Raw genomic sequence first — 14,886 nt, 5'->3', positions numbered from 1 at the left:
TGTCATTGTCGTTGTGAGGGTGCGGCCGAAGGGGTGGCGGAGGTGGCGACGGATGGGGTGGCCGGCAGGCGGCCGCCCAGCGTGCCGCGCAGGTCGGAATCGGCCAGCCAGAAGTCGCGTTGGGCATCCAGGTAGCCATTGACGGCGTTGACCTGCTCGCGTGCATCGGACAGCAGTTCGAAGACGCTGATCAGCATGCCGTTGTAGCGCAGCAGGCTTTCGTCGACGATGCGCTTGCGCAGCGGCACCACTTCATCGCGGTAGTGCAGGGCGATGTCGTAGCGCGCCTGGTAGCCGGCATAGGTCTCGCGCACCATGGATCGGGCGTTGATGGCCTGCTCGGCCAGCCGCGACGCCGCCTGCATGTAGACCGCTTCGGCCCGGGCCACGCGGGCGCCGCCCCAGTCGAACAGCGGCACCTCGATGTCGATGCCGTAGCCCGTTTCGCGCGGCCGGCTGGTTTCCGAATTGTGGATATAGCTGACGTCCAGCACGCTGATAAAGCGCGTGGCGCGCGTCAGGCCCAGCGAGCGCGACAGGCTGTCCAGCTGCAGGCGGCTTGCCTGCAGGTCCAGGCGCTGCGAAATCGCGTAGCCCTCCAGGTCCTGCATGGCCGGCCGGGCCTTGGGCAGGTCGGGCAGGCGATCCGGCAGCGTGTAGGCGATATCGCCTCCCCACAGGCCCAGTTCGCGCGTCAGCTGTTCGCGTGCCGACAGCGCCCGTTCGCGGGCGCGTGCGAGTTGTGCAGCGGCATCGGCATAGAAGGCCTGCTCGCGCGCATGGTCGAGTGCGCTGACGTTGCCCGCGCGGGCCAGGTCACGGGCGAACAGCGCCCCGGTTTCGGCGGCGCGGCGCACCTGTTCCGCGTATCGTGCGGCCTGTTCGGCAGCAACGGCCTGCACCCAGGCGCGCCGGGCGGCTTCGGCGCGGCGCAGCGTGGCATCGGCCACGGCCAGGCGCGTCTGGGCGAAGCGGCTTTCCTCGATGCGGGCGGCAAACGGCAGCGCCAGCAGGTTCATGAACCCGATAGTGACGGCGCGGTCGATCTTGAGTTCGTCGCCCGAGGTCTTGCGGCTGAACGAGAAGCCGGGGTTCGGCAGGCGCGTGGCCTGCACGTAGTCGGCCTCGGCAATGCCCAGGTCGGCGTACTGGGCTTGCAGCCCGGCATTGTTGAGTAGCGCGACCTGGATCGTGGCGTCGGCGTCCAGCGGCTTCGCCAGCAGTTCGCGCGTGCGGTCGCGCAGGGCACTGCGGTCGGCATCGCTGCGCGCCCAGACGGCGTCCTTGCCCAGCCTGTCGCGCGTGGTGTCGGCAACGGGGCCGAATCCACCGTCGGGGGCAAAGCCCGTACATCCTGCCAGCAGTACCGCTGCAGCCAGCGGGACGGCGGCGCGCTTGAAGAAGGCATTCATCATTGCAGGCCTCCGTCAGTGGGCATGATGGCCGGCATGGCTGTCATGACCGGCAGCCGGGGCCGATGCCGGGGCGGCGGCGCCCTGCGGCATGCGATGCCCCGCGTGAGGGTCGGCTGCCGCCTTGGCCCCCGGCGTGACGTCGGCGTTCGACTGGCGCCAGGGTGAGACCTTGGGGCTCTGGTAGGGGACATAGCCGGCCATTGGCGCGATGTCCGGCATGGCCGGCACCGGTGCGGCGGCGTTCATGGGATCGGCTGGAACGGTGGCGGGCGCCGATGCCTGTGCCACGGCCAGGGCCGGGACCAACATCAGCAGCCACGCCACGGCGACAGTACGCACGACGGGCATGACAACCTCTTGAATGATTCCGCCGCACGCGGCGCTCAGGCCGTGCGGCAGGGATATGCGTAGGTGAGGCGGCGCGGCGTTTTCAGGCGACCGCGCCATCAGCGCCTGTTCAGGCGCGGGGACGAGCGTGCGAAGGACGCACCTCGGGTGTCAGCAGCGACGGGCAGGCGGCCGGTCGGCGGGCAGGGGGAGTTGGCTGGCGAAGCTGGCCGGGGTGGTCAGCGGCAGGGCATGGCGGCGGTGCTGCAATGCCACCAGCGGGATTTCGGGCAGCAGCATGGCGCTGGCTGCGCAGGCACCACACGCGCTGCAATGGCCGGCGGCATGGTGCGAATGGTCGGTCGGCTGGTCAGGCGTGGCGCCGGCAGGCTGGGCGTCGTGCCAGACCGGCATGTCGCCATTGTCGCTGGCGCCCGTCTGGTGGCAGTGCGCGTGGTCCATCTGGCCCATCTGTCCGGCGTGGTCCATCACCATCACCGCCTCGGCTTCAGCCTCCGCCTTGATCGCGGCATGGCGTTCCGGCATCGACAGGCCCGCTGCTTCCGTCACGCTGCAGATCATCATGACTGCCGCCGCGGCGCCCTGGATGGGCAACGCGAACATGGCAAGACACAACAGGAAGCTGGCGAACAGACGTTTCATCAGAAATTGAATAGACCTGCCCGGACAGGGGCGCGGCAGGCTGCCACAATCAGGGCAGGCGGCATTGTACTGTGTTTGGTGGCAGGATTTCGCCGAATGACGATGACATTCCTGCAATGTTCCACAAAATGCGTCTAACCTCGGATAGTGTCTAGGTTCTGCAATAAACCGAAAAGGGGGCGCCGGCGGTTTGACCGGGCCCGGAAGTGAATCTCCATGCGTATCCTGATTGTCGAAGACGAACCGAAGGCGGGCGACTACCTGCTCAAGGGCCTGACGGAGTCCGGCTTCGTGGCTGACCTGGCGCGCGACGGCGTGGACGGACTGTCCCACGCCCGCGAGCAACACTACGACCTGATCGTCCTGGACGTGATGCTGCCGGGCATTGACGGCTGGCAGGTATTGCGCGAACTGCGACGCGACAAGGACACCCCGGTGCTGTGCCTGACGGCACGCGACGAGTTGTCGGATCGGCTCAAGGGCCTGGAACTGGGTGCCGACGACTATATGGTCAAGCCGTTCGCGTTTGCCGAACTGGTGGCGCGCATCCGCACCATCCTGCGCCGGGGGCCGCTGCGCGAGAGCGAATTCATGGAGGTGGCGGACCTGCAGATCGACACGATTCGCCGCCGCGTCAGCCGCGCCGGCCAGAAGATCGACCTGACGTCGAAGGAATTTGCGCTGCTGCAACTGCTGGCGCGGCGCCGCGGCGAGGTGCTGTCGCGCTCGCTGATCGCGTCGCAGGTGTGGGACATGAACTTCGACAGCAATACCAACGTGGTGGATGTCTCGATTCGCCGGCTACGCGCCAAGGTGGACGACCCGTTCCCGAAGAAACTGATCCATACGCGCCGTGGCATGGGCTACGTGCTCGATGAAACTGAAGACGCGTGAGCGCCGAAGCATGAGGCGGCTGGTGCGCATGCGCCGTGCGCTGAACGCGTGGATGCCGGCATCGCTGACCACGCGGCTGGCCCTGGCCTATGGCCTGACCACGGCAGCGATCCTGGTCGGGGTGGCCACCTACCTGTCCAGCGCGTTGGGCAGCCAGTTGCAGTCGCGCGACGAAACCGAACTGGTTGGCGAAGTCCTGCTGGTGCGCCACCTGTTGCGCGAGGTGGCCGACGAGACCGAGATCCGCACCGACACACACCGTTTTGCGGATATTGCGATGGGACACGAGGGGCTGATCCTTGTGGTGCGCACCGCCGGAGGCGATCCGCTGATCTCGCTGAATCCCCATAACGAAACCCTGCCGCCGCTGCGCGTGCTGCCGCTTGCCACCGCACCGGACAAGTCGCAACTGCAGACCTGGCATCCGCGCAATGGCGTGCCGTCGCGCGGCATGGCGGCCCTGGGCCAGATTGGCGACACCGGCCGCACCGTCGAAATCATCGTGCTTAGCGACGCGGGTTACCGGGTGGCGCTGATGCGCGAGTACCGGGGCGAGTTGCTGGGTGCGGTGTTGTGCGGCGCGATTGTTGCGGCGGCCCTCGGCTTCGTGCTGGCCCGACGCGGCCTGCGCATGCTACGGCGCATGGCAAGCGATGCGGCGGCGGTGACTACCAGCCGCCTGGCGACGCGGCTCGATGTGGGCGGTGCGCCGGAAGAATTGCGCGCGCTGGCCGGTGCGCTGAACGGCATGCTGGCGCGATTGCAGGACAGTTTCACGCGCCTGTCCCAGTTTTCGGCCGATCTGGCGCACGATTTCCGCACACCCATCAGCAATCTGGTGGGGCAAACACAGGTGACGCTGGCCCAGCGCCGGACGCCGGCAGAATACGAGGCCGTGCTCGAATCGAACCTTGAGGAATACGAGCGGCTGTCTCGCATGATCGAGAACATGCTGTTCCTGGCGCGGGCGGACAACGCGCAGGTGGCGCTGGGCGCCCGCCCGCTCGATGCGCGTGCCGAACTCGACAAGGTGGCGGAATATTTCGAAGCCGTGGCCGCCGACCGGAACCTGACCGTGATGGTGTCGGGCCATGCCACGGTCGTGGCAGACCAGACGTTGTTGCGCCGCGCCATTATCAATCTGCTGGACAACGCGTTGCGGCACGCGCCGGTGGGCAGTGCGGTGCGTATGGTTGTGGAGCGCAATGGCGCGGATACGACATCGATCAGCGTGACCAACGGTGGCCCAGCCATCGAAGCCGACGCGTTGCCGCACCTGTTCGGCCGCTTCTATCGGGCCGATCCGTCGCGCCGCAACTCGTCCGGATCCACCGGGCTCGGATTGGCGATTGTCGACACGATCATGCGGCTGCACGGCGGCAGTGTGTCGGTGACCAGCGTGGAGGAACAGACACGGTTCGAACTCGAGTTTCCTGACAATTCTGTCAGTAGGGCAGGCGCATAATGGCGCCGCGCGGACTATCCGTCCGCGCACCCAACAGGAGACCGACATGCAGGTGCAACCGTATCTAGACTTTGGCGGGCGCTTCGACGAGGCCATGGAATTCTATGGCAAGGTGATGGGCGCAAAAGTGACCTTCCTGATGCGCTACAAGGACACGCCGCCGGGTGGCGGCGAGCCGCCGTCAGCGGCATGGGCCGAAAAGGTCATGCACGCCAACATCCAGATCGGCGATAGCCAGATCATGGCGTCCGACGGCCGCGAAGGGCAGACCCCGGCGTTTTCGGGGTTCATGCTGTCCGTGGGCTATGTGCCGAACGCCGAAGGCAAGCGCATTTTCGAAGCGCTCTCCGAAGGCGGCCAGGTCATCATGCCGTACCAGAAGACCTTCTGGGCCGAAGGCTTCGGCATGGTGGTCGACAAGTTCAAGATGACCTGGATGGTGAACTGCGAGCATTGAGGTTGCACTGGGCCCCGGGCCGCTCTTGCAATCAGGAGCGGCCCGGTGGCTTCAGCGCGGGACGGAACCAGCCAGCCCGGCCTCGGGTTCCGTCCGGCGTCCGTGCGCCCACCGGTACAACACCGGCAGTACCAGCAGCGTCAGCGCCGTCGACGACAGGATCCCGCCAATTACCACGGTCGCCAGCGGCCGCTGCACTTCGGCGCCAGTTCCGGTGGCGATAGCCATCGGCACGAACCCGAGCGAAGCCACCAGCGCCGTCATCAGCACCGGACGCAAACGCGTCAAAGCCCCGTGGAATACCGCGTCATCGAGCGATTCGCCTTGCTCGCGCAGGCCGCGGATAAACGACAGCATGACCAGCCCGTTGAGCACGGCCACCCCGGACAGCGCAATAAAACCCACCGCCGCCGAGATCGATAGCGGGATCCCGCGCAGCCACAGCGCCAGCACGCCGCCCGTCAGCGCAAATGGAATGCCGGTGAACACCAGCAAGCCATCTCGTACATTTCCGAACATCACAAACAGCAACACGAAGACCAGCAGCAGTGCCAGTGGTACCACGATCTGCAACCGCGCGGTGGCGGACTGCAACTGCTCGAACGTGCCGCCCCAGGCGATCCAGTAGCCGGCTGGAATCTGCACCCTCGATTCGATGGCCGACATGGCTTCGGGCACGAAGCCGCCCACATCGCGACCTCGTACATTGGCGCTGATCACAATGCGGCGCTTGCCATTTTCACGCGATACCTGGTTCGGGCCCGGCGATACGTCGAGCGTAGCAATTTCGCCAAGCGGGATGTAGCTAGTGCCAGCATTGGCGCCTCGGGGCAACGGAATCGGCAGGCGCCGCAGTGCGTCCACGTCGGAACGGATGCCTTCGGGCAGCCGCACGCCGATATTGAAACGACGGTCGCCCTGGTAGAACACCCCTGCGTCGCGGCCGCCGATGGCAATCGCCACGGTGTCCTGCACGTCGATCATGTTCAGGCCGTAGCGCGCGGCGCGGGCGCGATCCACGTCGACGGTCAGCACGGGCAGGCCGGTAGTCTGCTCCACCTTGACTTCCGTGGCGCCTGGCACCGACTGGAGCACCTGGGCGATCTTCTGCGCCGTGGCGTCCAGCACCGCGTTGTCGTCGCCAAACAGCTTGACCGCCACATCGCTGCGTACGCCGGAGATCAGTTCGTTGAAGCGCAGCTGGATCGGCTGGGAAAACTCGTAGCGGTTGCCCGGAATGGTCTCCAGTTCCGCCTCCATCGCCGCGCGCAGCGAATCGCGCGAACGGCCCGGGTCCGGCCACTTGTCGCGCGGTTTCAGCATGATGTAGGCGTCCGACGCATTGGGTGGCATCGGATCGGAAGCAATCTCGGCCGTGCCGGTGCGCGAGAAAACGCGCTCGATTTCGGGAAATTTCGCCTTGAGACGGGCTTCGATCTGCTGCTGCATTGCCACCGACTGCGTCAGGCTCGTGCCCGGAATGCGCAGCGCCTGTACCGAGAAATCGCCTTCGTTCAGGTTGGGGATGAACTCGCTGCCAAGCCGCGTGGCCAGCAGGCCGCTGAGCACGATGGCTACCACTGCAGCCGTCAGCACCACCGGTGTATTGCCCAGCGCGTGCCTGAGGGCGGGTTCGTACCAGCGCCGCGCCCAGCCCATGATGCGGTTTTCCTTCTCGGCCACGCGGTCGCCGATAAACAGCGCCACGGCGGCCGGCACGAAGGTTACCGACAGGATCAGCGCGCCCAGCAGCGCCACCACCACCGTCATCGCCATCGGATGGAACATCTTGCCTTCCACGCCAGTCAGCGCAAAGATCGGCACGTAGACGATCATGATGATGAGCTGGCCGAACACCAGCGGGCGCCGGGCCTCGCGGGCCGCGGCGAACACTTCGTCGAAGCGCTCCGCGCGCGTCAGGGACCGGCCCAGCCGCTCGCGCGCATGGGCCAGGCGCCTCACGCAGTTTTCGACGATCACCACTGCACCGTCGACGATGATGCCGAAATCCAGCGCGCCCAGGCTCATCAGGTTGGCGCTGATCCGATAGGTGACCATGCCGGTGAACGTGAACAGCATCGACAACGGGATCACCATCGCCGTGATGAGCGCCGCCCGCAGGTTGCCCAGGAACAGGAACAGCACGGCAATCACCAGCACGGCACCTTCGAGCAGGTTCTTCTTGACCGTGGCGATGGCCTTGTCCACCAGCGTCGTGCGGTCGTAGACCGTGACGGCCTTCACCCCGGCGGGCAGCGACTTGTTGATGGCGGCCATGCGCATGTCCACGGCGCGCGAGACGGCCCGGCTGTTCTCGCCGATCAGCATGAACACCGTGCCCAGCACCACTTCGCGGCCGTTGTCCGTCGCGGCCCCGGTGCGCAGTTCGCGGCCCAGCCCCACATCGGCCAGGTCGCGCACACGGATCGGCTGGCCCTGTGCCGTGCCGACGATCACTTCGCGGATATCGTCGATCGACTTCACCTGGCCGGGCGCCCGCACCAGGTACTGCTCGCCGCGCCGCTCGATATAGCCCGCGCCGACGTTGCCGTTGTTGCGCTCCAGCGCCTGCACCACGTCCTGCAGCGACAGACCGTAGGACGCCATCTTCTCGGGGCTGGGTGCCACCAGGTATTCCTTGGCGAAACCGCCAATCGAGTTGATCTCGGTCACGCCCGGAACGGTGCGAAGCTGCGGCTTGATGATCCAGTCCTGAATCTCGCGCAGGTCCGTCGGCGTGTATGGCATGCCGTCAGGCTTGCGCGCGCCGGGGTCGGCTTCCACCGTCCACAGGTAGATCTCGCCAAGGCCGGTGGAAATCGGTCCCATCTGCGGCGATATGCCGGACGGCAGGTGCTCGCGGGCTTCCTGCATGCGCTGGTTGACCAGCTGCCGCGCAAAATAGATGTCGGTGCCGTCCTTGAAGATCACGGTGATCTGCGACAGGCCGTAGCGCGACAGCGATCGCGTCTGCTCCAGGCCCGGCAGCCCGGACATCGCTGTCTCCAGCGGATAGGTGACGCGCTGCTCGGCTTCCAGCGGCGAATACCCGGGTGCCGCCGTATTGATCTGGACCTGCACGTTGGTGATGTCGGGGACGGCATCGATCGGCAGGCGGCTGTAGTTGTAGACGCCCAGCCCGGCCATGGCGAGCACGCCCAGCATGACCAGCCACCGCTGCGCAATGGCGAACCGGAGGATACGTTCGAACATGGTGGGCTCCCGTCAGTGCGCGTGCTCGGCGCCGGCCTTGCCCTGTTCCGCCTTCAGCACAAAGCTGTTCGCGGACACATAGCGGGTGCCGGGCGCCAGGCCGTCGACGATTTCAATGCGCTTGCCGTCGGTGCGGCCCGTCTTGACCGGGCGCGCGGCAAAGCCGCCTGGAACCTCCACGTACACCTGCTGGCGGTCGCCGTCGGTCTGCAGTGCTTCGCTGTCGATGACCACGGCGGCGTCGCTCTCGCCGGTGGCAACGCTGACCGTGACAAAGAGCCCCGGCCGCCAGGCCATCTGCGGGTTGGGCAGTGTCACACGCGCCGTGGCCGTGCGAGTCTGCTGGCCGAGCAGGGCGCCCACGTACGAGATCTTGCCCTCGGCTGTGCCGTCGAAGGCGGCCGACGTGACGCGGACGGCCTCGCCCAGCCTGACGTGGCCCAGGTCCTTGGCCGCGATCACGAATTCGGCCCACACCGTGTTCAGGTCCGAAATCGTGAAGACCGCCGTTTCGGCCGCCACGGCCTCGCCAAGTGCGAGATGCTTTTCCACCACGATGCCGTCGAATGGCGCGCGCAGTTCGAACTGGTTGATCGCCCGGGCCGACGTCGTGGCGCCAATCGCGGTCAGCTTCTGGCGCGCGTTCTGCGCCGCGATTTCGGCTTCCTGCAGTGCGGTGCGGGCGGCCAGAAAATCCTGCTCCGCCGATACCTTGTCTTCCCAGAGCTTCTTTTCGCGTGCGTAAGTGGTGCGGGCCAGTTCCAGCCGGCGCTGGGCGGCCAGCAGTTCGCTGCGCTGGTCGGACAGCTGGGTGCTGGCAAAGACAGCCAGCAGGTCGCCTTTCTTTACGCGCTGGCCCAGGTTTGCCACCACAGATTCGGCGACGCCGGCCACGCGCGGCACCACGTGCGCGGTGCGGTCTTCGTTGAACCTGATTTCGCCGGGAAACTCCACGGCGCTGCGGATCCTGCCCGGGCCTGCGGTGGCGACCGACAGGTTGGCGTTGCGGATCTGTTCGGGTGTCATGGCGATCCGGCCAGCGCCTTCGTCGGCGTGGTCGGCGTGATCAGCGTGGTCGCTTTCGGTGGCCGAAGCGCCAGAAGCTGGCGCGGCATGCGCGGTTTCGGCTTCTCCTTCATGGCTGTGGCCGTCGCCGCGGCCAGCCAGCAGGAGCGCCAGCGCGGCAATCAGGCCGACAATCACGATGGCGGCAATCGCCACGCCTTGTTTGCGAGTCAATGTCATGACGGTGTTCCTTGCGTTGGCGCGTCAGCGGCCAAGAATGCGATCGATCGTGGTGGTGGCCTGCCAGCTGCTGGCGACGACGCCGAGATAGCGGATGCGGGCCTGGAACAGCGTGCGCTGTGCATCCAGCACATCGAGATAGTTGAATTTGCCGGCTTCGAAACCCTGCGTGGCTGCCTGGAATGCGCGCTCGGCGGCGGGCAGGACGGTTTCGCGCAGCGTCAGCGCCGATGTGCGCGACACGTTCAGCTGGCTGGATGCCTGCTGCAGGTCGTGATCCAGCCGCAGCCGTGTGGCGCGCAGTTCGTCGGCGGCCTTGTCGGCCTGGCGGATTGCCGTGTAGAGGTTGCCCTGGTTGCGATCGAACAGCGGCAGCGGAATGGCGATACCCAGCACGGGGAACGTGCCGCGCTCGGGGGCGCCGTTGTCTCGCTTGGCGCCCACGCTGAGCGTCACGTCCGGGTACTGTCGGCTGCGCTGCACGTTGATTTCGGCCTGGCGGCGGTCCAGCTCGCGTTCGCTGGCCAGCAGCACGGGCGCGTTGTCCAGCGACTGCCGCAGCAGGGTGGACGCAGGGCGCGCCGGCAGGTTGTCCAGCTTGCCGTCGGCTTCGGAAAAGCGCGGTGACGGATTGCCCCACAGCGTTGCCAGGGTCTGGCGGGCGGCCACCAGCCCGGCATCGGCTTCGGCGCGCTCCAGTTCGGCATTGGCAAGTTCCACCTGTGCCTTGGTTTCCTCGACCGGCGAGATCTTGCCGGCCGCCACACGGCGGGCCGCCGCCTGGGCACCGCGCCGGGCGATATCGACCGAGCCGGCAGCCAGCCTGATGCGTTCCTGGGCAATCAGCACGTTGAAGAAGGCACCGATCACTGTGGCGCGCAGATCGGCCTGCGCGGCGCCCAACTGGGCCTGGGCCACGTCGCGTGCACGCTGCGCGGCCCTGATGCGGGCGCCGCGTTTTCCGCCGAGCTCCACCGGCAGGTTCATCTGTGCGGTGGTGGCGCGCGTTGCCTGGCGCGTGTCTTCCATCTGCACCGAGACTTCGGGATTCGGGATCACGCGGGCCTGGGTGATGCCACCTTCGGAGGCATCGACTTCGATCCTGGCGGCGGATAGCGTCGGGTTTTGCGACGTCGCCAGGGCCAGTGCGGCGTCAAGGGTCAGGGCGCCGGGCGGCTCCTGGACGCCGGGCATGGCGTCCTGCGCGGACGCACCGGGCGTGAAGAATGGGCTGCACAACACGGCCGCCAGCCCCAGCGGCAATAAAAGGCTTCTCATCGAATTCACCAGATCAGGCAGGAGAAAATCGGCGAGACGCGAGGCGACACCGCTCAGCGGTATCGGGATGACAGGGTCAGGGGTGCGTCCCGCCGGCTAGGCGAGGCGCGGCCACTGGGGACGATCTGGGACGGAAGCGGGAATGGAGCCGAACGCGTACTGGTGCGGCGCATAGCGCAGGGTGACGTAGCGATAGTCACCGGGCAAGCGGAACTCGGCGAAGACGCCGTGTGATCCGGGGAAGTGGCAGGCTGTGCAGTCGCCATCGGGCAGGTTGACCGCCTTGGCAGCGCCCTTGCCGGCAGTTTTGCCAGCCTTGTGCGCGTCGGTGCCGTGCTCGTGCGTGTGATGGCCGAAGTGACTGGTCATCGCGGCCGGCTGGTCTGCCGATTCGTGTGCGCAATACGCCGCAGCGCCGGCCCAGGCGAACTGGAGCGGCAGCAGGATCGACAGGAAGACGAGCAGCAGGCGGCGCATGGGCAGCGATTATAGGCCGCAAGGCTCGGCAGCGGACATTACGTTGATGTCATCGTCGGGTCTTTGCGCCTGACGCTTGACCTTGAAGTGGCTACAGGGTCTTCAATAGCAGACAACAACGCACAAACGGATTCCTGCCATGGCTCGTACCACCCCTGAAAACCTGCTGCCGCCAAGCGCGGCAGCCCGCGGTCACGGGCACGACCATACTCACGACCACGACCACGACCACGACCACGGGCACGGGCACGGGCACGGGCACGATGGGCATGGACACGATCACGCCCACAACCATGCGCCCAGCCCGGCGCCGGCCAGCTGCGGCTGTGGCACGACCTGCGAGGCTCCGGTGGGCGTCAGCAAGCCTGTTGCCGCACCCGCCGGTACGCGGTCAGCGGTTTACCGGATCGAGGCGATGGACTGCCCGACCGAGGAAACGCTGATCCGCAACAAGATCGGCAATATTGCCGGCGTGGCGGCACTTGATTTCAACCTGATGCGGCGCGTGTTGACGGTTCATCACACGCTCGATTCGGCAGATGTCGTCGTCAAGGCCATTGCGACACTGGGCATGAAGGCCGAACCGCTGTCGGAAGACGGCGCCAAGGCGGCCGCGGTGGAGCCGGGCAAGCCCTGGTGGCCGCTGGCCCTGGCCGGCGTGGCGGCCATCGGCGCCGAAGTGGCCGAGTGGTTCCAGATTGCCGCCCCCTACCTGCCGGCGGCGCTGGCGCTGGCGGCCGTGCTGATCTCTGGTCTGGGCGTGTATCGCAAGGGCTGGATTGCGGTGCGCAACGGCAACCTGAACATCAACGCGCTGATGAGCATTGCTGTCACGGGCGCCATGGTGATCGGCCAGTGGCCGGAAGCGGCGATGGTGATGGTGCTGTTCGCACTGGCCGAGCGCATCGAGGCGGCCTCGCTGGATCGCGCCCGCAATGCCGTGCGAGGCCTGATGGCGATGGCGCCGGAGCAGGCCACCGTGCTGCAGGCCGATGGCAGCTGGCAGGCCGTCGAAGCCCGTGCCGTGCCGGTTGGCGCCACGGTGCGGCTGCGGCCCGGCGAGCGCGTGGCGCTGGACGGCCGCGTGCTGCGTGGCCAGTCTGCGCTTGACCAGGCACCCATCACCGGAGAAAGCGTGCCCGTGGACAAGTCGGAGGGCGATCCACTCTACGCTGGCTCGATCAACCAGTCGGGGGAAATCGAATACACGGTGACTGCGCCCGCCACCGATTCCACGCTGGCGCGCATCATCCACGCCGTGGAGGCCGCGCAGGGCAGTCGCGCGCCGACCCAGCGTTTCGTGGACCAGTTCGCGCGCATCTATACACCCGTGGTCTTTGCCATCGCCCTGGCCGTGGCGGTGGTGCCGCCGTTGCTTCTGGGCGGCGCATGGCTGGAATGGGTCTACAAGGCGCTGGTGCTGCTGGTGATTGCATGCCCCTGCGCGCTGGTGATCTCCACGCCGGTGACGATTGTCAGCGGGCTGGCGGCTGCGGCCCGGCGCGGCATCCTGATCAAGGGCGGCGTCTATCTGGAGCAGGGGCGGCATCTGTCGTGGCTCGCGCTGGACAAGACCGGCACGCTGACGCACGGCAAGCCCGCGCAGACCGACATCGCGCTGCTCGTCGACGAGGTGCCACAGGCCCGCGCCATCGCCGCAAGCCTGGCGGGCCGGTCAGACCATCCGGTATCGCTGGCGGTGGCTGCTGCCGCCCAGGCCGATGGTGTGGCGCGGCTGGAAGTCGTGGATTTTGCGGCGCTGCCGGGTCAGGGCGTGCGCGGTACCGTGGATGGCGTGGCATACAGCTTCGGCAATCACCGGCTGATCCATGATCTGGGCGCATGCTCGCCGGCCCTGGAGGCACGGCTCGAAGCCATCGAGCGGCAGGGCAAGACCATCGTGATGCTGGCGGCCATGCCACACGGCGGGCAACCGGCCCGTGCGCTGGCCCTGTTCGGCGTGGCCGACACGGTGCGCGAGACCAGCCGCCAGGCCATCGAACAGCTCCACGCGCTGGGCGTGAAGACGCTGATGCTGTCGGGCGACAACCCGCATACGGCGCAGGCTATCGGCGAGGCAGTGGGGATTGACGAAGTGCGTGGCAATCAGTTGCCGCAGGACAAGGCCGACGCCATTGCCGCATTGACGGGGCAGGCCCATACGCATGCGGGCAAGGTCGGCATGGTGGGTGACGGCATCAACGACGCGCCCGCGCTGGCGCGTGCCGACATCGGCTTTGCGATGGGGGCGGCCGGTACGGACACGGCCATCGAGACCGCCGATGTGGCGCTGATGGATGACGACCTGCGCAAGATCCCGGCGTTTGTTCAGCTGTCGCGCCGCACGTCGACCATCCTCAAGCAGAACATCACCTTGGCGCTGGGCATCAAGGTGGTGTTCCTGGCCCTGACCGTACTGGGCATGGGCACCATGTGGATGGCGGTGTTCGCCGATATGGGCGCGAGCCTGCTGGTGGTGTTCAACGGGCTGCGCCTGACGCGCAAGGGCATGGCCTGACGAGGCGCCCGGCCGAAAGGCCGGGCCAACCCCGGAGGCAGGTTACGGCTGGATGATCAGCTCGCCGCTGCGGCCGGGAATCTCTCCCCAGGTGACCGGCAGTTGCGGCAGGTCGGTGCAGTCGATGTGCTGGTAGTAGGTGGCCATCGATACCAGATCGTGCCCCTGGGCGCGCCAGCCGGCCAGCAGCCGCTGGAATACCGGCGCCAGCTTGCCGCCTTCCAGTTCGGTATGCAGCGTGAAGATGTGGTCGGCGTCGCCTTCGGTCAGCTTCAGCACGGCGTGGTGGACGTTGTCCTCGGTCAGGTCGCCCACGCCGATCAACTCGTCGAGCGTCGGCAGCGTGGTCGGCATCTGCACGTGGCGGCACGGCTTGCCCGCCACGGTCGGGATATAGGGCGCCGTGCCCCGGCCATCCGAAGCGTAGGTCATGCCCCAGTCGTCGATCTGGCGGAACGCTTCCTCGTTCATCTGCCAGCCCGCCGCGCCATGCGTGGCGGGCGGCGTGCCGAAAATCTCGGCGAAGCGTTCGAACGACTGCTGCATCTGGCGCCGCGTCCAGGCCGCATCGCGCCCGCGTACGTTGTCCTGCCAGTACACGTGGTCCCACGTATGAATGCCGCACTCGTGCCCGGCGGCGGCCGCAGCGCGCATTTCCGCGGCACCCTTGCGGCCGATATCGGGCCCCGGCAGCAGCACGCCGTACATCAGCGTGCGCAAGCCGTAGTTCGACACGACCGACGTGCGCGACACCTTCTTCAGGAAGCCGGGGCGAAACACGCGGCGCAGCGCCCAGCCCGTATGGTCGGGGCCAAGGCTGAACAGGAATGTGGCTTCCGCCTGGTGCGGAGACAGCATCGACAACAGCGCGGGCACTCCTTCACGGGTGCCGCGCAGCGTATCGACGTCGACTTTCAGGGCGATGCGGGCCATG

The 14,886-nt window shown here is 67.0% G+C and carries 12 protein-coding genes; 4 read left to right on the top strand and 8 right to left on the bottom strand.

Annotation, left to right across the window (positions count from 1 at the left end):
• Positions 1-2: 2 nt before the first annotated feature.
• The 3 genes from ACOABP_RS19405 to ACOABP_RS19395 form a co-directional block, all read right to left on the bottom strand.
• A complete protein-coding gene (locus ACOABP_RS19405) occupies positions 3-1,415 on the bottom strand; it encodes a TolC family protein (RefSeq protein ID WP_474229588.1) in 1,413 nt (470 codons plus the stop codon).
• 12 nt (positions 1,416-1,427) lie between these two features.
• Entirely contained in the window at positions 1,428-1,763 is a 336-nt protein-coding gene (locus ACOABP_RS19400; protein WP_474229586.1) for a hypothetical protein, read from the bottom strand.
• Between the two features lie 150 nt (positions 1,764-1,913).
• Positions 1,914-2,405 (bottom strand): hypothetical protein, encoded by a 492-nt coding sequence (locus ACOABP_RS19395; protein WP_474229585.1) that lies wholly within the window; start codon positions 2,403-2,405, stop codon positions 1,914-1,916.
• A gap of 216 nt (positions 2,406-2,621) precedes the next feature.
• On the opposite strand from ACOABP_RS19395, the gene ACOABP_RS19390 reads away from it, so the two are divergent.
• The 3 genes from ACOABP_RS19390 to ACOABP_RS19380 are packed head-to-tail and all read left to right on the top strand — an operon-like array spanning position 2,622 to position 5,221.
• Positions 2,622-3,299, top strand: coding sequence for a heavy metal response regulator transcription factor (locus tag ACOABP_RS19390; RefSeq protein WP_066737252.1), 678 nt, complete (start codon positions 2,622-2,624; stop codon positions 3,297-3,299).
• A 28-nt stretch (positions 3,300-3,327) separates the two neighbouring features.
• Positions 3,328-4,764: a heavy metal sensor histidine kinase gene (locus tag ACOABP_RS19385; protein WP_474230450.1), complete on the top strand. Its 1,437-nt coding sequence runs from the start codon at positions 3,328-3,330 to the stop codon at positions 4,762-4,764.
• Between the two features lie 46 nt (positions 4,765-4,810).
• Positions 4,811-5,221 carry a VOC family protein gene (locus ACOABP_RS19380; protein WP_474229582.1) on the top strand — a complete coding sequence of 137 codons (411 nt, stop codon included), beginning with the start codon at positions 4,811-4,813 and terminating at the stop codon, positions 5,219-5,221.
• Positions 5,222-5,272: 51 nt separating this feature from the next.
• Here ACOABP_RS19380 and ACOABP_RS19375 read toward each other — a convergent pair whose 3' ends face one another.
• The 4 genes from ACOABP_RS19375 to czcI all read right to left on the bottom strand — a co-directional run bounded on the left by ACOABP_RS19375 (position 5,273) and on the right by czcI (position 11,434).
• Positions 5,273-8,434: a CusA/CzcA family heavy metal efflux RND transporter gene (locus ACOABP_RS19375; RefSeq protein ID WP_474229581.1), complete on the bottom strand. Its 3,162-nt coding sequence runs from the start codon at positions 8,432-8,434 to the stop codon at positions 5,273-5,275.
• A 12-nt stretch (positions 8,435-8,446) separates the two neighbouring features.
• On the bottom strand, positions 8,447-9,679 hold the full coding sequence (locus ACOABP_RS19370) for an efflux RND transporter periplasmic adaptor subunit (RefSeq protein ID WP_474229580.1): 1,233 nt from the start codon (positions 9,677-9,679) through the stop codon (positions 8,447-8,449).
• A gap of 24 nt (positions 9,680-9,703) precedes the next feature.
• Positions 9,704-10,957 carry a TolC family protein gene (locus tag ACOABP_RS19365; RefSeq protein WP_474229579.1) on the bottom strand — a complete coding sequence of 418 codons (1,254 nt, stop codon included), beginning with the start codon at positions 10,955-10,957 and terminating at the stop codon, positions 9,704-9,706.
• A 96-nt stretch (positions 10,958-11,053) separates the two neighbouring features.
• A complete protein-coding gene (czcI, locus tag ACOABP_RS19360) occupies positions 11,054-11,434 on the bottom strand; it encodes a cation efflux protein, CzcI family (protein WP_474229577.1) in 381 nt (126 codons plus the stop codon).
• Positions 11,435-11,573: 139 nt separating this feature from the next.
• Between czcI and ACOABP_RS19355 the strand changes: the two genes are divergently transcribed.
• On the top strand, positions 11,574-13,952 hold the full coding sequence (locus ACOABP_RS19355) for a heavy metal translocating P-type ATPase (protein WP_474229576.1): 2,379 nt from the start codon (positions 11,574-11,576) through the stop codon (positions 13,950-13,952).
• Positions 13,953-13,994: 42 nt separating this feature from the next.
• Here the strand turns inward: ACOABP_RS19355 and ACOABP_RS19350 are convergent, their stop codons facing one another.
• The gene (locus ACOABP_RS19350; RefSeq protein ID WP_474229574.1) at positions 13,995-14,885 is read right to left on the bottom strand and encodes a polysaccharide deacetylase family protein; all 891 of its coding nucleotides are present in this window, start codon (positions 14,883-14,885) and stop codon (positions 13,995-13,997) included.
• Position 14,886 lies beyond the last annotated feature (1 nt).

The organism is Cupriavidus sp. HE11 (assembly GCF_056097175.1).
Note: the sequence above shows the minus strand (reverse complement) of the source record. Positions and strands in the feature narration are given on the sequence as shown.

Excerpts from the sequence above, each read along its gene's own strand:
- ACOABP_RS19405 (WP_474229588.1), bottom strand. The coding sequence starts at position 1,415 with ATGATGAATGCCTTCTTCAAGCGCGCCGCCGTCCCGCTGGCTGCAGCG.
- ACOABP_RS19400 (WP_474229586.1), bottom strand. The coding sequence starts at position 1,763 with ATGCCCGTCGTGCGTACTGTCGCCGTGGCGTGGCTGCTGATGTTGGTC.
- ACOABP_RS19395 (WP_474229585.1), bottom strand. The coding sequence starts at position 2,405 with ATGAAACGTCTGTTCGCCAGCTTCCTGTTGTGTCTTGCCATGTTCGCG.
- ACOABP_RS19390 (WP_066737252.1), top strand. The coding sequence starts at position 2,622 with ATGCGTATCCTGATTGTCGAAGACGAACCGAAGGCGGGCGACTACCTG.
- ACOABP_RS19385 (WP_474230450.1), top strand. The coding sequence starts at position 3,328 with ATGCGCCGTGCGCTGAACGCGTGGATGCCGGCATCGCTGACCACGCGG.
- ACOABP_RS19380 (WP_474229582.1), top strand. The coding sequence starts at position 4,811 with ATGCAGGTGCAACCGTATCTAGACTTTGGCGGGCGCTTCGACGAGGCC.
- ACOABP_RS19375 (WP_474229581.1), bottom strand. The coding sequence starts at position 8,434 with ATGTTCGAACGTATCCTCCGGTTCGCCATTGCGCAGCGGTGGCTGGTC.
- ACOABP_RS19370 (WP_474229580.1), bottom strand. The coding sequence starts at position 9,679 with ATGACATTGACTCGCAAACAAGGCGTGGCGATTGCCGCCATCGTGATT.
- ACOABP_RS19365 (WP_474229579.1), bottom strand. The coding sequence starts at position 10,957 with ATGAGAAGCCTTTTATTGCCGCTGGGGCTGGCGGCCGTGTTGTGCAGC.
- czcI (WP_474229577.1), bottom strand. The coding sequence starts at position 11,434 with ATGCGCCGCCTGCTGCTCGTCTTCCTGTCGATCCTGCTGCCGCTCCAG.
- ACOABP_RS19355 (WP_474229576.1), top strand. The coding sequence starts at position 11,574 with ATGGCTCGTACCACCCCTGAAAACCTGCTGCCGCCAAGCGCGGCAGCC.
- ACOABP_RS19350 (WP_474229574.1), bottom strand. The coding sequence starts at position 14,885 with ATGGCCCGCATCGCCCTGAAAGTCGACGTCGATACGCTGCGCGGCACC.